The organism is Xanthomonas sp. NCPPB 3200 (assembly GCF_056393585.1).
In genome coordinates this window covers 3,427,484-3,448,960 of sequence record NZ_CM150785.1, presented here as the reverse complement: position 1 = coordinate 3,448,960, position 21,477 = coordinate 3,427,484, and the positions used below count along the sequence as shown (strand labels likewise).

The following is a 21,477-nucleotide window of genomic DNA, read 5'->3' as shown; positions in this document are numbered from 1 at the left end:
CAGGGGGCTGCAATGAGTGCGCTTCGCGATGCGATGAGTCACGCCGCGCTGGGCTGGGTCAAGCCGGAGCTGGACGAGACGTTGCGCCAGGCGCGCAACGAGATCGAGTACTTTGCCGAAGAACCGTCCGACACCAGTCGGATGCGCTTCTGCGCCGGCTATCTGCACCAGGTGCAGGGTACCTTGCGCATGGTGGAGCTGTACGCCCCGGCGATGGTGGCCGAAGAACTTGAGCTGCTGGCCCAGGCGGTGCAGGTCGGCGAGGTGGCCGACCGCGACGAAGCCTGCGCCATGCTGATGCGCGGCACCGTGCTGCTGCCCGACTACCTGGAGCGCCTGCAGAACGGTCACCGCGACATCCCGATCGTGCTGCTGCCGCTGCTCAATGAAATCCGTGCCACGCGTGGTCAACCCGGTCTGAGCGAAAGCGTGCTGTTCGCGTTCGATCCGCAGGCCGGCGTCGCCACCGAGGCCGAGCTGGATCATGCCCGCGGCAGCCTGAGCGGGCGCAATCGCGAGTTGCTCGACACCGTCGGCAACGCGGTCAAGGAAGAATTGCTGCGCGTCAAGGACGCGCTGGACCTGCACCTGCGTACCGGCGGCGAGATCGCCGACCTGCAGACCCAGGTCAAGGATCTCGGCAGCGTTGCCGACACCCTGGGCATGATGGGCCTGGGCGTGGCGCGCAATGTGGTCGTGCAGCAGCGCGATGCGCTGGCGCGCGTGGTCGACGGCCAGGTGCAGATGGACGAAGGCGTGCTGCTGGATATCGCCGGCGCGCTGCTGTATGTCGATGCCTCGCTGGATGACCAGGTCGCCAGCCTGGGCGCCGATGTCGGCGACGGCAACGAAGCCAGCAACAGCGCCACCTCCTCGGAAGTGCGGCGCACGGTGGACGTGCTGGCACAGGAAGCGATCGCCAATTTCGGTGCGGCGCGCGAGCATTTCGTCGCCTTCATCGAGACCAACTGGGACCACGCCCGCCTGGCCGACGTGCCGCATCTGCTCGGCGAAGTCGGCGGTGCGCTGCGCATCCTCGAGCTGCCGCAGGCGGCCGATTACCTGGAAGGCGTGCGCCGCTATGTCGATCTGGAACTGATCGGCAAGCAGCGCGTGCCCAGCGGGCGCCAGCTGGACACCCTGGCCGATGCGATGGCCAGCCTGGAGTACTACCTGGAAGCCCTGCGCGAGCGCCGTCCCGGCCGCGAGGAAATCCTGGACATCACCCGCAACAGCCTGGAAACGCTGCGCTACTGGCCGCTGCCCTCGGGCCAGCCGTCCGACCTGCCGGTCGGTGCCGACCAGCCGGGCAGCGTGGCCGAGCAGCTCGCCGCATCGCTCGCGCAGCAGGTCGCTGCCCCGGCGCTGGCGGCCAGCGACGCTGCGCCGACGCCGTCGCTGGAATGGGCCAACGAAACCGTGGTCGAGGCGCCGTTCGCTGCCAGCGTGGTGCACGACACCGGCGCTGCCGCTACCGACACGGTGTTTTCGTTCGACCCGGTCGCCGCCGAGGAAACCGTCTCCGGCCAGGCGCACGTGCCGTTTACGGTTGCGCCGCTGGACCTGTCCGACGATGGCGCGCAGGCGCCCGGCGACTGGCAGCTGGAAACCACCGAGCACGCCGCACCGATCGCCACCTCGGTGTTCGACCCGGTGTTGGCCGAGCAGGACGGCAGCGTGTCGGCCGATGCCGCGCAGGTCAGCTACACCGTGGATCTGAGTGCGCTGGAGCAGGACGACAGCGCCACGCCGGCGGTTGCCGAACCGACGCCGCTGCAGATCGAGCAGATCGAGTTGCCGGGCGATGCCGACCAGAGCGAGGCACCGCTGGACTTCATCGCGCAGGCCCAGACCGGCCGCGCGCAGACCAGCATCGAGGATGCGTTCTCGCCGCCGCCGCTGCCGCCCGTGGCGCCGCAAGAGCTGGACGACCCGTTCGTCGACTCCGCGCCCGAACCGCAGCCAGCCCCGGCCGACGACGCCGCCGAGCAGAGCGCACCGCGCGTGCAGCAGGCGGTGGTCAGCGAGTTCGAACTGGACGCCGCATCGACGGCGTTTTTGGCCCAGCTCGACGCGGCCGCCGCGCAGTTCGATGTGCAGCGTCCGCAGGTACAGCACACGACCGATGCCGACAGTCAGACTGCGAAGGCAGCGCCCGAGCCGGCAGCGAGCGAAGCGGCCCAGGCCAGTGCCGATGCCGGCATCTTCGGCGGCTTTGGCGACAGCGATATCGACGACGACATCCGCGACGTATTCCTGGAGGAATTCGACGAAGAGCTGGTCAATCTGGGTCAGCTGCTGCCGGTCTGGCGTGCCGCGCCACACAGCCAGGACAACCTGCGCCCGATCCGCCGCGTCTTCCACACCTTGAAGGGCAGCGGTCGCCTGGTCGGCGCGCAGGTGCTCGGCGAGTTCAGCTGGAAGATCGAGAGCATGCTCAACCGCGTGCTCGACAACTCGCGGCCGGCCAGCCCGGCGGTAGTTGCGATGGTCGAGCTGGCTTACGAAGTGCTGCCGCAGTTCAACGCCGCATTGCGCGACCAGGGCCGCATCAGCGCCGATCTGCCGGACATCCAGGCAGTTGCCGAGCGTGTGGCCGCGGGCGAAGAAGTCTATTACGTGGCCGCGCCGGCAACGCCGGTGGCTGCGGATGTCGCCTTCATTCCGGCAGCGGCAGGCGTGTTCGCGGCGACCGGTGGCACACCGGCTTCGGTGGACAGCGTGCTGCGCGAGATCCTGGAAGCCGAAGTCGCCACCCACCTGGAAACCGTCAACGCATGGCTGCAGGCCAACCAGGCCGAGCCGCAGCTGGCGAGCGAAGAATTGCTGCGCGCGGTGCACACCATGAGTGGCGCGTTTGCGATGACCGACGTGCCGGAAATCACGCTGGTGACCACGCCGGCCGAGAGCTACGTCAAGCGTCTGCTTGCCGCGTCGCTGCTCCCCTCGCAGGAGGGCATCGACGCCATTGCCGCAACGGCGTCGGCAATCGCCACCACCGTGACCGCCTTGCGCGCCGATGCGCCGTTGATTCCGTCGTTTGCGCCGTTGAGCGAACGCCTGCGCGCGCTGGTGGAGACGCTGCCGGAAGCGCAGTGGCCACCGCAGGCGTTCCTGGACGAGCTGGAAGATCTGGATGCGCCGGGCGAGATGGCGGTCAGCAGCGAGTCGGCGGTCGAGCTGACCGGCGCGCAGGATCTGTCGCAGTATCTGGACGCCAGCGCGCTGCCGTCGGATACGAGCGATCACAGCGCGCCCGTGCATGCCGCCGATGACGCAGCGGATGCCGATGCGCACGCCGATGCCGACGCAGCGATCGCGGTGGACGAGCTGGCCGAGGCCGAGGCTGAAGACACCTCGTCGCTTGCGCTGGACGCACCGGCACCGCACGAACAGACGCAGACGGCTGACCTTGCTGCGCTGGAGCAGGAGCAGGTTGCTGATTCGGTCGAGACTGCGCAGGCCCCGGCCGGGGGTGCAGTCGCCTCCGATGCGGGAGCGGAGCAGCTCGCCGAGGCCTCGCATGGCGATGCTGCCCAGCACCAGCACGAAGCCGAAGCCGAGTCGCCTGGCGTCGATGCGCACGACACGCCGGCCGATGAGCCGGTGGTCGACGCCGATGCCTGGGATGCGACCGGATTGCAGCAGGCTGGCCATGTCGAGGCGGCGTCGCATGCGCAAGCAGGCGACGTGCCGGAAGCTGGCGAGCACGTGGCAGTGGACGAGTTGTCCGACGCGGAAGCCGCGTTGGGCGATGCGCAGACGCTCGCCGCACCCGAAGCGGGGGAGATTGCTGCCGAGCGTGCAGAGGCCGAGCAGCAGTCGCCGGGCGAGCACGCTGCCGAGTACGAGCAGCTCGAGGGTGACACAAGCGCGCAGGATGCCGAGGCGGCATTGAGCGATGACGCGGCGTCCACGGACGAAGCGCCTGTCGAGACCATCGAGGCATTGGAAGCGGTGCATGCGCAGGCCCCGCTGGCCGACCACACGCAAGCGGCGACCAGCGAAGACTGGACGCCGGACAGCGCGGCGCTGGACGGCGAGTCGACCGGGCAGGGCGACCACGTGTCCACCCCGCACGACGAGGCTATCGGTGCGCACGCGCAGCCGCCCGTCGACGAGGCAGCGCAGCACAGCGATGCCGCGTTGCCGCAGGATGCCGACGCGCAGCTTGGCGACCAGTTGCAGGTGGAAGACACCGCGCAGTTGAGCGAGCATCCGTCTTCCGAAGAACATGCTCGGTCGGGCGAGCAGGTGCACCTGCAGGAACCTGTGCATACGGACGAGGCTGCGCAATCGGAAGCGCATGTCGATTCGGACGAGCAGGAACACCTGGACGCGCACGCGCATGCCGACGAAGTTGAGCACGTTGCGGAAGCCGAGCACGCTGCAGAAGCAGAGCAGACCCCAGCAGCAGAGCAGGCCGAAGCAGAGCACGCTGAAGCAGAGCAGGCTACAGAGGCAGAACAGACTGCAGAGGTGGAACAGCCCGCAGACGCAGACCACGCTGCAGACGCACAGCAGGCTGCCGAAGCGCTACCCGAACACACCATCGAATCGGTGCAAGCCTTCGAGATGGCGCAGGTGGCCGATCAGGTCGAAGAGACCGGTGATCCGCAGTCGGACATTGCGCCGGAGCTGCATTCGGACGTCGCTGCTGACGCCGAGGTGGATACCCATGCCGATGCCGAGGTCCACGCGCAGCATCCAGACGCAGACGCAGACGCGACGCTCGAGGCTGCCAACGCAACGGATGCTGTCGAGCATCCCGAGCAAGGCGAATACACCGAACAAGTCGGACACGCAGAGCAAGTCGAATCTACCGACTCCGCAAGCGAACACGAAGACGTCGCAGCCGTGGGCTTCAGCGCGCCGGTGGAAGACGCCGCAGCGGCCGATAGCGCCGCCAGCGACGTGGGCGCAGCCTTCGATACCGGCCCGCTCAACTTCGACCAGCTCGATGGTGAACTGGTCGACATCTTCGTCGAGGAAGGCCGCGACCTGCTCGACCATTGCGATGGTCTGATCGCCCGCATGCGCGAGGTGCCGGAAGACCGCGAGGTCCTCAACGGACTGCAGCGCGACCTGCACACGCTCAAGGGCGGCGCGCGCATGGCCGGCATCAACGCCATCGGCGACCTCGGCCATGCGATCGAATCGCTGCTCGAAGCGGTGGCGGCCAACCGGACCGACATCGACCGCGATGACGTGCGCCTGTTCGAGCGCGGCTTCGACCGCCTGCATCAGCTGTTGACCCGCACCGGCATGCACCGCGCCGTGGCGATGCCGACCGACCTGGTGGAAGCCTTCGAAACCCGTACCCGTGGCCGCAATGCCGCAGAGCCCAGCGACGCCGATGTGCGTGCGATCGCCAAGGCGTCGGTGGAACCGGCACCGCTGTCGGCGCCCATCCCGGTCGACGGCCAGGTCGAGGAAGAACTGCTGCCGCGCGCGCAGCAGGAACAGGTGCGCGTGCGTGCCGACCTGCTCGACCGCCTGGTCAATCACGCCGGCGAAGTGGCGATCTACCGCTCGCGCCTGGAACAGCAGATGGGCGCCTTCCGCGGCGCCATGGGCGAACTGGATCGCACCAACGCCCGTCTGCGCGACCAGTTGCGTCGTCTGGATCTGGAAACCGAAGCGCAGATCGTGGCGCGTTATCAGCGCGAGCAGGATCAGGGCGATCGCACCTTCGATCCGCTGGAACTGGACCGCTTCTCCACCCTGCAGCAGCTCAGCCGCGCGCTGAACGAATCGGCCGCCGACTTGGGCGGCTTGCAGGGCGTGCTGGAAGATCTCTCGCGTCAATACGACGGCTTGCTGCAACAGCAGTCGCGCGTCAGCTCCGAGCTGCAGGACGGCCTGATGCGTGCGCGCATGGTGCCGTTCGACGGCCTGGTGCCGCGTCTGCGCCGTGTGGTCCGCCAGGCCGCCACCGATACCGGCAAGCAGGTGCATCTGCTGCTGGAAGGTACCCAGGGCGAGCTCGATCGCAACGTGCTCGACCGCATGGTTGCGCCGCTGGAACACATGCTGCGCAACTCGGTGGCGCATGGCCTGGAGGCGCCGGAGCAACGGCGCGACGCGGGCAAGCCGGAAGAGGGCAGCATCGCGATCCGTCTGCGCCGCGAAGGCTCGGAAATCGTGCTGGAAGTGGCCGACGACGGCGCCGGGCTGGGCCGCGAGGCGATCCGTCGCCGCGGCGAGCAGCGCGGCCTGATCGAACCCGGCCAGGAACTCAGCGAGGCCGAACTGGATGGGCTGATCTTCGCCTCCGGTTTCAGCACCTCCGAGCAGGTCAGCCAGCTGGCCGGCCGTGGCGTGGGCATGGACGTGGTCCGCAACGAAGTGCGTCAGCTCGGCGGCTCGGTGGACATCCACTCGGTGCGCGGCCAGGGCGTCACCTTCACCCTGCGCCTGCCACAGACGCTGGCGGTCACCCAGGCGGTGTTCGTGCGCATCGGCGATACCACCTTCGCGGTGCCGGTGGCGTCGGTCAGCGGTATCGGCCGCATCTCGCGCAGCCGCTACGAGTCGGGCGAGGGCGGCTACCACTACGCCGGCGAGGAGTACGTGCTGCACGATCTTGGCTCGCTGGTCGGCCAGGCCGCCGCGCGTGCCGATGGTCAGGCACAGGTGCCGTTGCTGCTGGTGCGTGCGGGCGACCTGCGCGCGGCGGTGGCGATCGATCAGGTGCTGGGCAACCGCGAAATCGTGGTCAAGCCGGTGGGCCTGCAGATCGCTTCGGTGCCGGGCATCTACGGCGCCACCATCACCGGCGATGGCCGCGTGGTGGTGATCCTGGACGTGGCCCCGCTGGTGCGCCGCTATCTCAGCCAGCCGGCGCGTCCGGCGCCGGAAACCCCGGCCGAATCGCAGCGCCAGGTGCCGTTGGTGATGGTGGTGGACGATTCGCTGACCATGCGCAAGGTCACCAGCCGCGTGCTGGAACGCCACAATCTGGATGTCACCACCGCACGCGATGGTGTCGAGGCACTGGAACTGCTGCAGGAGCGCGTGCCCGACCTGATGCTGCTGGACATCGAAATGCCGCGCATGGACGGCTACGAGCTGGCGACCGCGATGCGTGCCGACCCGCGCTTCAAGGCGGTGCCGATCGTGATGATCACCTCGCGCAGCGGCGAGAAGCATCGCCAGCGCGCTTTCGAGATCGGCGTGCAGCGTTACCTGGGCAAGCCTTACCAAGAGTTGGATCTGATGCGAAACGTGTATGACCTGCTGGGGATCGCCCGTGTCCGAGAATAATGGCGCAATGGGAACTCCGGTCGCCCTGCTGGGCCGCCCCGGGCAGGCGCGCGAGCGCCTGCGTGAAGCGCTCGGCCTGGCTGGCGCCCACGTGGTGCTGGAAGACGAGCCCTCCGCGGTAGATGTGCAGATGCTGCGCGATGCCGAGCCGGTGGCGGTGCTGGTCGCGCTGGAGCCGTCGATCGAAGACGCGCTCGAAGCGCTGGAGCCGGCCTTCAACATGCCCGGCGTTACGGTGATCTTCGACGAGGCCGAGCTGACCGTGCGTCGCGAGGGCTGGGAAGCGCAGCGCTGGGTGCGCCATCTGGCCGCCAAGCTGCATGGCCATGCCGACGTACTGCCGCCAGGCACCGAGAGCGAGCCGTCGCTGCAGCCCGAACCGGGCCTGGAACTGGCGCCGCGGCAGCATTCGGACCTGCAGCTGGACCAGCATCTGCAGGCAGCCGCGCATGCGTTCGACAGCGTGCCCGGCGATGCCTTGTTCGCACGGGGCGTGGACACGTCCGAGGCCGCGGCCGACACGCCGGGCCTGACGCTGGGCGATTCCAGTACCTGGGGCCTGGTCGACGAGGTCGCGGTGGTGGTGCGCCCGCGTGCAGAACTCAACATGGACGCGTTGTCGACCGGCGGACTGTCGCTGGTGGAGCTGGATCAGGCCGGTGACACCACCGGTGCGGTGCTGGTACTGGCCGGTATCGGCGGCCCGGATGCGATCCGTCGCCTGCTGTCCGCGCTGCCGCCGGCGTTTCCGCGCGCCGTGCTGGTGCGCATGACCCTGGATGGCGGCCAGTACGGCAACCTGGTGCGGCAGATGGGGCGCGTGTCGGCATTGCCGGTCGAACTGGGCGAAGCCGGTCAGGTGATTGCGGCGGGCAAGGTCTACGTGCTGTCCGACGACATCGGCGTGCAGCAACATGCCGGCGCGCTGGCGTTTGTCGCGCAGGCCGATCCGGCCGGGCTGGTGGCCGCGTTGCCGCCGACCGACAGCGCGGTGCTGATGCTCAGCGGCGCCAATGAGGCGCTGGTCGAGGCCGCGCTGGCGCTGGCCGAGCAGGGCGGCTGGCTGGCCGGTCAATCCGCCGACGGCTGCTACGACCCGGCCGCGGCGGCGCGTCTGGCGCGCCAGGGCATTCTGACCGGCGACCCTGCGCAGCTGGCGCAGGCGTTGGCGCAGCGCTGGCCGGCATAAGCCGGGCGCTTCCTCTCAAGAACGGAACAGGTGCGATGAGCTACGCCAACAATGACGAAATCCGCGGCGTCCTGATCCAGGCCGGCCAGGAGCGCGTGCTGCTGCCCAACGCCACGGTGGCCGAGGTGATGTCGCGGGTGGCGGTCGAGCCGATGGCCGAGATGCCGCGCTGGGTGGTCGGGCGCATCGACTGGTACGGCTGGAAGGTGCCGCTGCTGTCGTTTGCGCGCTTGAGCGGCATGGGCGAGGAGCCTACGGCGGTCAACAACAAGGTCATCGTGCTCAAGGCGCTGGGCGGCAATCCGGTGCTGCCGTATTTCGCCTTGCTCACCGCCTCGTTCCCGCAGCTGATCTCGGTGCCGCGCGACGGCCTGCTGGCCGACGCCTCCGAAGATGCGCTGCCCGACGGCGTGCACATGCGCGTGCTGCTGGGCGAGCAGAGTGCGCTGCTGCCGAATCTGGATGCGATTGAGGCGCAGGTTGCGCAGGCGCTTGCGGCGGTTGCCGCCTAAAGCGCCATTGCCGGGCGACGACCTGCCCGGTTGCGGGCAGTGCCGGGATGAGGATCGGGTAGAGGCCGCGCTGCTCTGACGAGTGCCGCCGCGCTGCGTGCAGTGGGCAGATGGCTGGTATGTCTTGCTGCCGTAGGGCAACCGTTTGCGGGGGCGTGATCCGTATGTGTCAGCCTGCTCCACACAACTCGCACGCCGCGCGCAAGGCGCGCCCGCGGCTGTCATGAGTCTTCCCGTCTTCGCGCCGGTCGAGCACGCCGACGGTGTGCTGCTGTGCGATCTGGCCATCGTCGATCCGGCCGCGATGGCCGATTACCACAGCCGTAATCGCGCGCATCTGGCCGCGGCGATGCCGCTGCGGCCACCAGCGTTCTACACCACCGAGGGCTGGCGCCGGCTGAGCATCGCCTACCGCACCGCGGTGCCGGGCGAGCGCGAGTTGCAACTGGTGTTGCTGCGCGATGCGCAGGTGATCGGCACGGTCGGCTTCACCCAGATCCAGCGCGGTGCCTTCCAGGGCTGTCATCTCGGGTATGGCCTGGATGCGCAGCAGCAGGGGCGCGGCTTGATCCAGTGGGCGGCCACGCAGGGCATCGGGTTTGCGTTCGGCCCGCTTGGCCTGCATCGGGTGATGGCGCAATACGTCCCCGACAACCTGCGCAGTGCGCGTGTGCTGCAGCGGCTGGGATTCCAGATCGAAGGCTATGCGCGCCGTTATCTGCAATTGAACGGTATCTGGCGCGACCATGTATTGACCAGCAGGTTGCGCGACGACGCTCCAGCGGCGGGTGCGTGAGCCCGGTTGCGCAGGCGGGTACAGCGATGCGCGCGGTGCGGTGACCTAGGGGGTGGCGGTCAGCGGCTCGACACGCAGCTGGTCGGCTTCGAGCCCTGCATCCTGCAAGACCTCCACCTGCGTTGACCAGCCGCGTTGCCGGAGGCGCGCGCGCAGTCGGTTGGCCCAGTTCTGCACCTCGGGTGCATCGGGTGTGGCGGCCAGGATGCGGATCCGAGCCGGCGCGTGATCGTCGGCGGCGGCGTGGCGCGCAAGCCAGTCGGCCGGTGGCATGGCGCGCTTTATCGGCGCGATGCGCACCGGAGCAGATTTTGCTCGAGACATCCCGGCGTCGACCGCCGTGGTGCTGAAGGCTGGTTGGCTGGTTGGCGGTGTTGCGCGGGCGGCGTCCGTCTGCGCCAACGGCGCATGGAGCACACGCAGCGGTGCAGGCTGGCCTGCGCCAGGCGCGCGTGATTGCAGCGTGCCGTCTGTTGCGCTGATGACGATCTGCGCCTGCTCGGTCACCGGCATCGGGGCCGGCAGCGATGCCGGTGCGGGCGAGGGCGGGATGGGGGCAGGTGCTGCAGATGCACCGCGCCGGGCACTGGCTGCGAGCGAGCCAGTCACCGACGCATCCTCGGGGAGTGCGGCGATGGGGGCTGGAGCTGGTGCAGGCGCCGCAGAAGGCTGCGCGTCGGCAGATTGCAGGTCAGTGCCTGGCGTGGGGTCGGCGGCGAGTGCGGAGTCGAATGATGGCGCAGCTGCGGCAGGCGCCGGTGCACTGACTGGTTCCGGGGCCAAGGCGGGCGATGGCAGGGGGGACGGCGCTGGCGGCGGGGAGGGCGCTGCCGCGCTCGGGCGCGCTGCGGTTTCGGGGACTTCGGCATCCGCTGGTGCCGGCATCGCAGGCAAAACCAACACATGCTCTGCGCCGGGATCGACCTGCTCAGGCGCGCGCCTGGCTGGGTGAACTGTCGACGGTTCGACGACTGCCGTCCCGACTGCAGCCGCTGGCGGCGCCTCCGCGGTGGGCTGACTGGCCTGCCACTGCAATCCGATGCCGACCACCAGGGTGATCGATGCAGCGAAGGCCAGCGTCGGCATCCAGCGCGGGCGACGGCTGCTGCGCCGGCGGGCGGCTGCGTTGCCGGCAGGGGCAGGGTTTGAGCTTGCTGTGGCTGCTGATGCCTGCGCCTGCGCCGATGCATCGGAGGTGGATGTGGACGCGCTATCAGGCCCGGGAAGCGCGGCAGCTCCGGCTTCCTGCGCAGATGCCGGTGCCGCCGTAGCCAGCGACGCAGCTGCTGCTGCGGCCACACGCGCGGTCGGACGCAGCTCTGCCGTATCGGCGTGTAGCGGTTGCGCGGCGATCCACGCACGCGCGGACTCGCTCAGATTCGTCGTCCCGGCCTGATCGATAGGTTGGCCCTGTGCCAGACGCGCCTGCACGGCAGCACGCCGTACGGCCTGCGCCTGCTCCGCCTGCGCGGCGGCGGCCGCAAACATCGCCGCCATCGTGGCGGGTGCTTCGAACTGCAAGGTGTCCTGCGTTGGATGCACTGCCGCGCGTTCGGCATCGGCGTTGCGTGCGGCCTGTGCGAACCACGCCTGCATCGACGCTGGCGGCGTATGCGCCGGCAGTGCACGCAGCAGTGCGGCAAGCCCGTCGCTGCCGGCGACAAACCGTTCGAAGGACTGGCTCATCGGGTCGCGTCCAGGCTCAGGCGCAACTTTGCGAATGCATAGCGCAGCCGGCTCTTGACGGTCTCGAAACCTTCGCCGATCACCTGGGCGATTTCGTCGACGCCGAGCTCGGCAAAGAAGCGCAGCACCACCACTTCGCGTTGTGCGTCGGGCAATGCCATCACCGCGGCGCGCACGCGATGGTGTTGCTGGCCGAGCATGGCCAGCTGCTCGGTGGACAGATCGTCATCGGGCAGCTGCAGATGCGCGTCGTCCAGCGCCACCGAGGTGCTGTGAGAGGCGCTGCGACGGGTGTCGATCCAGCCGTTGCGCGCGATCTGGAACAGAAAACTGGTGAAGGCGGCCTGCCCGGGGCGGTAATCGCTGCAGCGGGTCATCAGCTTGACCCAGGTCTTCTGCGCGAGGTCTTCGGCTTCGCTCAGGTTGCCTTCGCACAACCAGGCCAGGAAGTTGAACAGGGCGCGGTTGTGACGCGTGAACAACTCGGTGGCCGGCTGTTCGACAAAACCATTGGCGACGAGGAGCATGAGCTCCTCGTCGGGAAGATGCGCAAGGTCGGCAGGTTGCATGCGCGCAGTATAGGCAGGTGCCGCGCGCATCAGTCGGTGGTTGCGATTGGCCGGCTACTCAGTGCATCGGCCTGCTGCACCATCTGCAGGAAATCGGCGCGGTAGCCGAAGCGGTCGCTGCCCAGGCTGGCCGCGGCCAGGGCGCGCACCTGCGGATAATCCCAGCCGTGCAGCTGAGTGCCGCCACGCAGGCGCTGACCGAACCCGGCCACTGCGGCGGAAAAGCGGAAGGCATCGCTGGTGGCGTTCAAGGCCCGGCGCTGATTGCTGCGGACCACCGTGTCGAGCAATCGGCTGCGTTGTGCATCGGGCAGTTTGTAGCGCAGTTTGACGTGTGCCAGTTCGCTGTCGATTGCACGCACTTTTCGAGGTGTGGGGGTGTTGGCATAGCGCAACGGGTCCACCGATGCGTGGCCGTCGGTCGGGGTGATTTCATACAGCGCGGTGACGGTGTGGCCGGCGCCGATCTCGCCTGCATCGACCTGGTCGTTGTTGAAGTCCTCGCGTTGCAGTGCGCGGTTTTCATAGCCGATCAGGCGATATTCCTTGACCGTGTCCGGATTGAATTCGACCTGGATCTTGACGTCGCGCGCGATCGTGGCCAGCGTGGCGCCGAGCTCATGGGTCAGTACCTTGCGTGCTTCCAGCGCCGAGTCGATGTAGGCGTAGGCACCGTCGCCGGCATCGGCCAGCTGTTCCATCAGCGTGTCGTTGTAGTTGCCGGTGCCGAAGCCGAGCGTGGACAGCGCCACGCCGGAGCGCCGCTTTTCGGCGACCATGCCCTTGAGCTGATCGAAGTCGGTGACACCGACATTGAAGTCGCCATCGGTGGCGAGCAGGATGCGGTTGATGCCGCCGCGCAGATAGGCTTGCTGGGCAGCCCTGTAGGCCAGTTCGATGCCGCTGGCGCCGGCGGTGGATCCGCCCGATTGCAGGCTGTCGATGGCCTCGATGATGCGGCCCTGCTGGTCGCCGGGCGTGGGCGGCAGCACGACTGCGGTGTTGCCGGCATAGGTCACCAGGGTGATGCGATCTTTCGCCCGCAACTGACGCACCAGCAGCTTGAGCGAGGATTGCAGCAGCGGCAGTTTGTCGGGCGAGTCCATCGAGCCGGAGACATCGACCAGAAACACCAGGTTGGCCGGCGGCAGATCGGCGCTGGCGATGTCGCGGCCGGCAATGCCGACGCGCAACAGCAGGCTGTCGTTGTTCCAGGGCGTGGGCGCCAGTTCGGTGCGCACGGCGAACGGTTGGCCGTTGGTGGGTGCGGGGTCGTCGTAGCGGAAGTAGTTGATCAGCTCTTCCACACGCACGGCGTCCACCGGCGGTAGCGTGCCTGCGCTCAGGAAGCGCCGCACATTGCTATAGCTGCCGGTGTCCACGTCGATGCTGAAGGTGGACACCGGATTCGCCGCAGTCTGCACGATCGGGTTGTCGCGCAGCGTTTGATAGGTTTCGCGGTCTTCGGCCGGTGCCGGCAGGAGCGGCGGCATCGGCATGCGGTTGTCGAGCATTGGGCGTTGTGCGACCCACTTGGCGCTTGGCGCCCGCTGTGCAACCGAGGCCTCAAGTGCGATGGGCGCTGCTGGCATCGGCATCAGCATCGGCATTGCGGATGGCGATGGTGCCGGTGCTGGACTCGGCACAGACGGCGGCTGCATGGGGTGGGCGAGGGCAGGCGCTGCGAGACTGCCCTCGATCTGCGCGGGTGTCGAAGCGGTGGATGGCGATGGCTGCGCGGTTGCAGGCAGCACGGTGGTGCGCGAACTGTCGCTGTTCGGCTGGGTCGGCTCGTGCGAGCAGGCGCTCAGCAGCAAGGCGAGCGCAAGAAGGCTGTGACGGGGCATGGGAATCCTTTGCGTGGCGAAAAGGGATGGGTGAACAACGGACCGTCCGAGGTCGCCGTGCACTGCGCCTCTGTTGAGTAAACGGACCAGTGCGGCAAACGGGGTTAACTGGGGTGAAGATTTTTTTTCGATCGCTGCTGAGTGCTGTGTGCAGTGCCCGCTGCGGGGAGGGCTGGGCGATGGGCATCACTTGTCTGCGTACCCTCACCCCAACCCCTCTCCCGTTGGAGAGGGGCTTGATGCTTCCCTTCTCCCATTGGAAGAAGGTGGCGCCTAGCGCCGGATGAGGGCACGGCGCTGCAGGGCGGTGCCGGTCGCCCCGTACCCTCACCCCGACCTCCGCTCCGCGTCCCGGCCCGCGCCAGCAGCGCGGGCGCTCCAAGGCCCGCGCGCAAGCCGTGCCTTCTCGCCGCTGTGGGAGAGGGGCTTTACAGTCATTGCTGCGCGTTATGCGCGAATCCGCACTGCTGGGCGCCGCAAGGCGGTTTATCCGCGCGCGGTGCTGCCGCATGATGGAAGGCTATGGCCGCGCACTGCGGTTGCCTGTCTTCTTCCTGCATGGAGTTCGCCCGGATGATCCAACGTCGTCACTTTCTCAAGAGCGCCACGCTTGGTGCGATCGCTTCCGGCTTGGCCGGGTGGGGCGCACGTGCGCAGGCGGCCGCCGGTGCCGGCACGGCCGGACGCGTTACCGCGCTGCCGCGCGGCGCGGCGCGGGTGATTTCCACCTGGGATTTCGGCATTGCCGCCAATCAGGCGGCCTGGAAAATCCTTGGCAGCGGCGGTATCGCACTGGATGCGGTGGAAGCCGGCGTGCGGGTGCCCGAAGCGGACCCGAGCAATCCCACCGTGGGGCTGGGCGGCTATCCGGACCGCGACGGCCGGGTGACGCTGGACGCCTGCATCATGGATCACCTGGGTAATTGCGGCTCGGTGGCGGCGCTGGAAGATGTGGTGCATGCGATTTCGGTGGCGCGCGCGGTGATGGAAAAAACCCCGCATGTGATGCTGGTCGGCGATGGCGCGCGGCAGTTCGCGCTGGAGCAGGGATTTCCGCAGACCAAGCTGCTCACGCCCAGCTCGGAAGCGGCGTGGAAAGAGTGGTTGAAGACCTCGAAGTATTCGCCGGAAGCCAATATCGAAAACCGCGCCTGGCGCGATGCGAAACTGCCGGGCGGCAAGGACAATCACGACACCATTGGCATGCTGGCGCTGGATGCGCACGGCAACCTGTCCGGCGCGTGCACCACCAGCGGCATGGCGTGGAAGATGCACGGCCGGGTCGGCGACAGCCCGATCATCGGCGCGGGCCTGTACGTGGACAACGAGGTGGGCGGTGCGACCTCGACCGGCGTCGGCGAAGAGGTGATCCGCAATGTCGGCAGTTTTGCGGTGGTGGAAATGATGCGCCAGGGCAAGTCGCCGGCCGATGCCTGCCGCGAGGTGGTGATGCGGCTGATCCGGCGCAAGCCCGAACTCACCCGCACCTTGCAGGTAGGATTTCTGGCGATGAACAAGCGCGGCGAGGTGGGGGCGTTCGCGATCCAGAAGGGTTTCAGTTACGCGGTCTGCGATGCGCAGCGGCAGGATCTGCTGGTGCCCGGCGAAAGCCACTACACCACCGAGCCTGCAGCATGAGTGCGTTGGGGCTGGAAGTGGCCGCCGATTCGGTGGGGTCCGCATTGGCGGCGCAGGAAGGCGGTGCGATGCGGGTCGAACTCTGCGGGGGCCTGGATGGCGGCGGGCTGACGCCATCGTTCGGCACGCTGGCGGTGGTGCGTGAGCGATTGCAGATTCCGCTATACGTATTGATCCGTCCGCGCGTGGGCGACTTCGTTTTCGACGCGGCAGAGGTCGAGGTGATGCGGCGCGATGTGGAGCAATGCGTGCGGCTGGGCTGCGATGGCGTGGTGCTAGGCGCGCTGGATCCGCACGGGCAGGTCGACATGGGCACGATGCGGGTGTTGATCGCCGCAGCCGGTTCGCTGGGCGTGACCTTTCATCGTGCGATCGATGTCAGTGCCGATCCGTCGCGCGCGCTGGAAGATGCAATCACGCTGGGCTGCGAGCGCGTGCTGACCTCCGGTGCGCGTGCGAGCGCGCTTGAAGGTGTCGACACCATTGCCGCATTGGTGCGGCAGGCGGGCGACCGCATCAGCATCATGCCGGGTGCGGGCGTGTCCGAAAGCAATGTGCGTGCGCTGCGCGCCAACACCGGCGCGCGCGAATTCCATGCTTCCTCACGTGGGCCGGTTGCGGCGCAGGTGCATGCGCCGCACGCGTATATCACCGATCTGGGCGGCGACTACCAGCGTACCGATGTGGCGCGTGTGCGGCAGATCGTGGGGGTGTTGCAAGAGCTGTGAGGCGCTGTGTGCCGATTGTGGAGCACGTGAGCTGGGACCTTTTTGCACGCTGTGGCTTGGCAATTTAGGTGAAGCGAAGACGTGGCATGTGAGCTGTAGCTTGGCTGCCGGGTCCTTGCCCGCCCACCATCGCAGGACACGCCGCAAGTACGTCCTTGTAGGCTCTTACGCGGCATCCATGCCGCGTAAGGTCCCGCGACGGTGGGCGGGCAAGGACTTGCCGAGATGGTCGGTATGCATGGACAAGAGCAGGAGCGGCGGTCTGCGAGTCGCTTGTGCAGTTCTATCAGCACACGACCACCAGGCTTGCTGCGTTGAAACGGCGGCCGAGCTCAAGAGGTCATGTTGTGTTGAGCTCAGACGGGTAACTGTGGAAGCAGCCAACGCAAAGCGTCTGATCTGGTGCTTGGTTGCAGGGCCCTTGCCCGCCCACCCTCGCGGGACACGCCGCAAGTACGTCCTTGTAGGCTCTTACGCGGCATCCATGCCGCGTAAGGTCCCGCGACGGTGGGCGGGCAAGGACTTGCCGAGATGGTCGGTATGCATGGACAAGAGCAGGAGCGGCGGTCGGCGAGTTGCTTGTGTGCACGACCACCAAGCTTTGCTGCATTGAAACGGCGGCAAAGCTCTTGTGTTGAGCTCAGACGGGCACTGTGTAAGAAGCGGGGGAAAAGCGTCTGATCTGGTGCTTGGTTGCAGGGCCCTTGCCCGCCCACCATCGCAGGACACGCCGCAAGTACGTCCATGTAGGCTCTTACGCGGCATCCATGCCGCGTAAGGTCCCGCGACGGTGAGCGGGCAAGGACCAGCCGAGATGGTCGGTGTGCGTGTTTGCAAGCAGAGCATGATGGATGCCGCCAAGGAGCATCCACGGACAGGTTTATGCCGTGTCCCGCAAGCGGCGAGGGCACCGCGCCCTCGATCGTACGGTCTATTGCACACTTCCGAGCAATGACTGCGGCGATTTCATGTCATCTGCCTCGCTGCCAAGTCGTGTCGGATCCAGGACGACATGCTTGATGCGTTGGCGCTTCCAGGTGTAGCTGATATGGACCAGACCATCGCGGGTCTGGATCACCGCCGGATAGGAGAACTCGTCTTTTGCACTGTTTTCCAGCGTGAGGGCGCGTTGCCAATGCACGCCGTCGGTCGATAGCGCCACCGCAAGCGTGCCGCGACCATCCCACCAGTCCTTGCCGGCGATGCCGGGGTTGTAGACCAGCAGGGCGCGGCCGTCGCGCAGCATCACCGCATCGGTGCCGGAGTTGGGGTTCTCCACATCCAGCAGCTGCATCGGTTGCCAATGCAGGCCGCCATCCTGCGAGAAGGTACTGAACAACTTGTTCTGCTGGCTGCGCCCGAGCACCTGCACGCGCCCGTCCGCATGCAGCAACACGCTGGGCTGGATCGCACCGATCACCGCCGGGTCGTTGAGGGGCATGCCGCGCTGCCAGTGCGCGCCGTCGTCGTCGCTCCATTCCAGATGCGCGCGCCAGCCGCGGTCTTCGCTGCTGCTGGGTGCCAGGATGCGTCCATTCGGCAATTGCACCGGCTTGTTCTTGATCGGGCCGAGAATGCCGTCGGGCAGGCGCTGCGGCGGCGACCAGTGCGCACCGTCGTCATCGGAAGTGGTGCGCAGGCCCCACCAATCGCGCGGATTCGGGCCGAGCTTGTAGTACAGCTGCACCGGGCCGGTGCCGGACTGGAACAACACCGGATTCCAGGCCGGCAGCGCGGCGCCATTGGTGCCTGCGTGCGCGCCATCGGCGATGCGTCGCGGCGGCTGCCAGTGCTGCGCGCCGCGTTGTGCGAGCCAGATACCGACATCGGCCGCTCCCTCGTGCGCGCCGCCGAACCAGGCCGCCAGCAGCGTGCCGTCGCGGGTTTCCAGCAGCGTGGAGGCGTGCGCCTGTGGCGTCGGCGCCGGGTCGGCGATGAATTCGCTGAGCACAATGGGGGAGGGCGGCGGCATGGGCGATTCGGCTTGAACTGCGCAGGCGGCAAGGCTCGCAATAAGGCAGGTCAGCAGGCGTGACGGGAGCATCGTGGTGAAGTCCTGTGCGGATTTTAAAGATACCTATTTATTATCTATTAAATACCATGTTCCCCGGTCATCCCAGGCGGCCGTGGTCACCGACCACGGCGAGGCGCCGCGATGTCGTCACGCCCACTTTCCCGTTGCGCTGGCTGGCTGCACTCGGCCTGACCGCGCTGATCCTGCCCACCGCCATGACGCAGGACTTTGCTGCGCCTGCGACGTCCATCGCGAAGCGGCGTTGCGAGGATTCAGTCGTACGCGAGCAGGCCGTTATCGAGATGACACGGTGTGCGGTGTGCCTGGTGTTTGGGCGGCGCACTGCGACGCGGTAAACAGCTGCGACCGGCTGTCAGGGCCGATTGGCGTGCAACAACGCGCAGTGCCGTGTATCCGTCCACTCAGGAGCACACGTATGGCTTTTCCAACATCAGTCAACGACCAGATCACCGATGCTGTCACGCAGTCCAACGTCAAGGTCATTGGCGAGGCGCCTGCAATGGCGACGAGCACGATCTACCAGAGCATGGCGCATTCGAGCGGCATCCTGTTTCAGAACGCGGTATCGGTGCAACAGCAGCAAAACACCCTGTCGCAGGCCGCCAGCAACCAGGGCGTGATGCAGATCTACAGCCTTGATACGACCGCCTCGGCGGCGGATGTCGAGAAGATCGCGCAAGCGGGTGTCGCCGACAATCTGACCAGTCTGCTCACCGTGCTCAATGCGTTCAACACCGGCAAATAACGGCGGCTGGCGACAGCGGCAGTGCTGTCGCCAATGTTGCTATTGCCATTGCTGACGCGAGCGTCGTCGCACTCAGGCCGCGTCGTCGTCGCGCGCCTGCGGCGGCAACAGGATCTGCGGCTGCTTGGCCGAGTGGGTCTGGCACAGGAAGGTCATCAGGTGCGCCGCTTCGGTGCTGCCGATCGGCTGGCTGGGCGCGGGCTTGCTGTGAACGTGTTCGGCGAAGGCGTGCTGGGTCTGCTCCGGAACCGCGGAGACAGGGTCTTGCGTAACGGTGGACGACGACATGAAACGCTCCTGGAACTCACGATCTGACCGTCGCCCGATAGGACGACGGGAATGCGCCACTGCCTTCCACAACGGCGTGAGCCGGTGATCTTGCCTGGAATGCGGTCGGTCCGATACCACAATTGGTAGCAGACGCTGCGCGGGCAGCGGACCTCCAGATAGCGGCGGGCGCGCGGCGGTCTGAAGGGGTGTCGCTCCGGGGGCGCCCGGCGGGTTGCCTGGCGGTTGGGTTGGGCGTCGATGGGGGATGGGCGTGCGGCTTGCGATCGCCGTCCCGGACCGGTGCGCGATCGCCAGCGCCCGCCACCCGCGTGCCGGTTACTCCTTCGGCGTAATCCACACCTGCTGCTGCAGGCCGCGCACGCCGGGCTTGGCGGTGCTGTCCAGGTCGAACACCACCACGGCGTTGTCGCCCTTGCGCTGGAACGGGGCCGGGAAATACAACGCCCGCTGCGGGCCGATGGCCCAGTGGCGGCCCAGGTTGACGCCGTTGGCCCAGGCCACGCCCTTGCCGAAGGCGCGCATGTCCAGATAGGTGTCGGTCGGTGTGCCGATGCGCAGCGTGCCGCGGTGGAAGGCCGGGCCTGCGACGGGGGTGCGGGTCCAGCCGCGGATGCTGTCGGGCGAGCGCATCGGCAGCGGGAAGGCCTGCCAGCCGGTGAGCTGCTGGTTGTCCAGCAGCACCGGGTCGACCAGCCCGGCGCGGCCGTCGGCCATGCGCGGGCCGTAGTTGATGCGGCCGCTGTTTTCGACCAGCACATCCAGCGTGTGCTGGCCGGCCGGAATATCCACATCGGTGGAGACCTGCTGCAGCCGGCGCTCGACAGTGCCGACCGGCTTCTGGTCGACATACACCCGCGCTACATCGCGCACCTCGCCCAGGTACAGCGGCCCCTTGCGCGGGCCGGTGACGGTGGTGCGATAGAGGATGTAGCCGTAGTCCTGGCCGAAGTGCTCCATCGGCTGCGGGGTGTCGATGGCGATCGGGGCGGGCAGGTTGTCCCACAGCGAGGCGGATTCGCGCAGCGGCGTCTCCGGCAGCGCCGCGATCGCGATCGGCTTGGGCAGCGCGGGCGGCTGTACGCCGGTGACGCGGGCGATGGCGTCGCGCATCAGCGCGAACTTGGGGGTGGGGCGGCCGGCTTCGTCCAGGATGGCGTCGTAGTCGTAGCTGGTGGTCTGCGGGGCGTAATGGTCGCTGGGATTACCCTGGAAATTGGCACCATTCATGAAGCCGAAACTGGTGCCGCCGATGAACATGTAGAGGTTGGCCGAATGCCCCTGGCGCAGGATCCACTCCAGTTCTTCGGTCTGTTGTTTGGCGTCGGTGCTGGCGTGCGGCTTGCCCCAGTGGTCGAACCAGCCGGCCCAGTATTCGCCGACCATGCGCGGTTGGTCGGGGCGGAACTTGATCAGTTTGTCGAACGCGCTTTTGGCCTCGCCGGGGGCGAAGTTCACCACCGCCAGGGTGTCCGGCAAGGTGCCGTTGGCGAGCATGTCGGCACCGTCGGAGGTGAACAGCAAGGCGTCGTCGAAGCCGGCCTTGACGTACATGGCGCGGTTGTCGGCCATGTAGTTGTGGTCGTCGTCGTAGGAGCCGTATTCGTTCTCGACCTGCACGGCGATGATCGGCCCGCCATTGTGATTGAGCAGCGGACGCACCTGTTGGGACACGGCATCCAGATAGGCCTGGCTGGCGGCGAGGAAGCGCGGGTCGCGGCTGCGCACGCGGATGTTGTCCTTGCCGAACAACCAGGCGGGGTAGCCGCCGGCTTCCCACTCGGCGCAGGTGTAGGGGCCGGGCCGCAGGATCACGTTGAGGCCTTGCGCGGCGGCCTCGCGTACGAAGGCGGCCACATCGTTGTTGCCGGTGAAGTCGAACCGGCCCTGTTGCGGCTCGACCAGGTTCCAGAACACGTAGGTCTCCACCGTGTTCAAGCCCAGTGCGCGCGCCTTCTGCAGGCGGTCTTTCCAGTAGTCACGCGGGATGCGCTGGAAATGGATGGCGCCGGAGAGCAGTTGATACGGCTTGCCGTCGCGCACGAACTGCGTGCCCTGGGTGCCGAAGCTGGGCCAGCTGTGGGTGTCGGCGGCATTGGCGGCGACGGGAAGCGCCAGCGCGAGGGCCAGGACGAGGGGGCTGAGGGTGCTGCGCAACATGGGCGATTCTCGGCGGTA

Annotated in this window: 14 protein-coding genes; 8 read left to right on the top strand and 6 right to left on the bottom strand. The window is 67.5% G+C overall.

Annotated elements, in window-relative coordinates; genetic code table 11:
* Positions 1 to 12 precede the first annotated feature (12 nt).
* From AC06DU_RS14995 to AC06DU_RS14980, 4 genes are all read left to right on the top strand, one after another.
* On the top strand, positions 13 to 7,266 hold the full coding sequence (locus AC06DU_RS14995) for an Hpt domain-containing protein (protein ID WP_478202732.1): 7,254 nt from the start codon (positions 13 to 15) through the stop codon (positions 7,264 to 7,266).
* Between the two features lie 7 nt (positions 7,267 to 7,273).
* Positions 7,274 to 8,455, top strand: a complete 1,182-nt coding sequence (locus AC06DU_RS14990; RefSeq protein WP_054591004.1) for a chemotaxis protein CheB — start codon at positions 7,274 to 7,276, stop codon at positions 8,453 to 8,455.
* Between the two features lie 35 nt (positions 8,456 to 8,490).
* Complete coding sequence (locus tag AC06DU_RS14985; protein WP_024940325.1) at positions 8,491 to 8,967, top strand: chemotaxis protein CheW; 477 nt, start codon at positions 8,491 to 8,493, stop codon at positions 8,965 to 8,967.
* Between the two features lie 223 nt (positions 8,968 to 9,190).
* Complete coding sequence (locus tag AC06DU_RS14980; RefSeq protein WP_478202731.1) at positions 9,191 to 9,763, top strand: GNAT family N-acetyltransferase; 573 nt, start codon at positions 9,191 to 9,193, stop codon at positions 9,761 to 9,763.
* A 45-nt stretch (positions 9,764 to 9,808) separates the two neighbouring features.
* Here AC06DU_RS14980 and AC06DU_RS14975 read toward each other — a convergent pair whose 3' ends face one another.
* The 3 genes from AC06DU_RS14975 to AC06DU_RS14965 are packed head-to-tail and all read right to left on the bottom strand — an operon-like array spanning position 9,809 to position 13,532.
* A complete protein-coding gene (locus tag AC06DU_RS14975) occupies positions 9,809 to 11,449 on the bottom strand; it encodes a hypothetical protein (protein ID WP_478202730.1) in 1,641 nt (546 codons plus the stop codon).
* Positions 11,446 to 12,018, bottom strand: coding sequence for a sigma-70 family RNA polymerase sigma factor (locus tag AC06DU_RS14970; protein WP_104576486.1), 573 nt, complete (start codon positions 12,016 to 12,018; stop codon positions 11,446 to 11,448). Before AC06DU_RS14970 ends, AC06DU_RS14975 begins: the two co-directional genes overlap by 4 nt.
* Positions 12,019 to 12,047: 29 nt before the next feature.
* Complete coding sequence (locus tag AC06DU_RS14965) at positions 12,048 to 13,532, bottom strand: vWA domain-containing protein (RefSeq protein ID WP_478202729.1); 1,485 nt, start codon at positions 13,530 to 13,532, stop codon at positions 12,048 to 12,050.
* 61 nt (positions 13,533 to 13,593) lie between these two features.
* On the opposite strand from AC06DU_RS14965, the gene AC06DU_RS14960 reads away from it, so the two are divergent.
* The 3 genes from AC06DU_RS14960 (at position 13,594) to AC06DU_RS14950 (ending at position 16,231) form a co-directional block, all read left to right on the top strand.
* Positions 13,594 to 13,857 carry a hypothetical protein gene (locus AC06DU_RS14960; RefSeq protein WP_478202728.1) on the top strand — a complete coding sequence of 88 codons (264 nt, stop codon included), beginning with the start codon at positions 13,594 to 13,596 and terminating at the stop codon, positions 13,855 to 13,857.
* Positions 13,858 to 14,438: 581 nt separating this feature from the next.
* Entirely contained in the window at positions 14,439 to 15,503 is a 1,065-nt protein-coding gene (locus AC06DU_RS14955; RefSeq protein ID WP_046346022.1) for a glycosylasparaginase, read from the top strand.
* The gene (locus AC06DU_RS14950; protein WP_184577708.1) at positions 15,500 to 16,231 is read left to right on the top strand and encodes a copper homeostasis protein CutC; all 732 of its coding nucleotides are present in this window, start codon (positions 15,500 to 15,502) and stop codon (positions 16,229 to 16,231) included. Before AC06DU_RS14955 ends, AC06DU_RS14950 begins: the two co-directional genes overlap by 4 nt.
* Positions 16,232 to 17,162: 931 nt before the next feature.
* Here the strand turns inward: AC06DU_RS14950 and AC06DU_RS14945 are convergent.
* Positions 17,163 to 18,275 (bottom strand): sialidase family protein, encoded by a 1,113-nt coding sequence (locus tag AC06DU_RS14945; RefSeq protein ID WP_478202727.1) that lies wholly within the window; start codon positions 18,273 to 18,275, stop codon positions 17,163 to 17,165.
* 406 nt (positions 18,276 to 18,681) lie between these two features.
* On the opposite strand from AC06DU_RS14945, the gene AC06DU_RS14940 reads away from it, so the two are divergent.
* Entirely contained in the window at positions 18,682 to 19,011 is a 330-nt protein-coding gene (locus AC06DU_RS14940) for a RebB family R body protein (RefSeq protein WP_102580839.1), read from the top strand.
* A gap of 72 nt (positions 19,012 to 19,083) precedes the next feature.
* Here AC06DU_RS14940 and AC06DU_RS14935 read toward each other — a convergent pair whose 3' ends face one another.
* Both AC06DU_RS14935 and AC06DU_RS14930 read right to left on the bottom strand, forming a co-directional pair.
* Complete coding sequence (locus AC06DU_RS14935) at positions 19,084 to 19,299, bottom strand: hypothetical protein (protein WP_016904393.1); 216 nt, start codon at positions 19,297 to 19,299, stop codon at positions 19,084 to 19,086.
* 318 nt (positions 19,300 to 19,617) lie between these two features.
* Complete coding sequence (locus tag AC06DU_RS14930) at positions 19,618 to 21,459, bottom strand: glycoside hydrolase family 35 protein (protein WP_478202726.1); 1,842 nt, start codon at positions 21,457 to 21,459, stop codon at positions 19,618 to 19,620.
* Positions 21,460 to 21,477 lie beyond the last annotated feature (18 nt).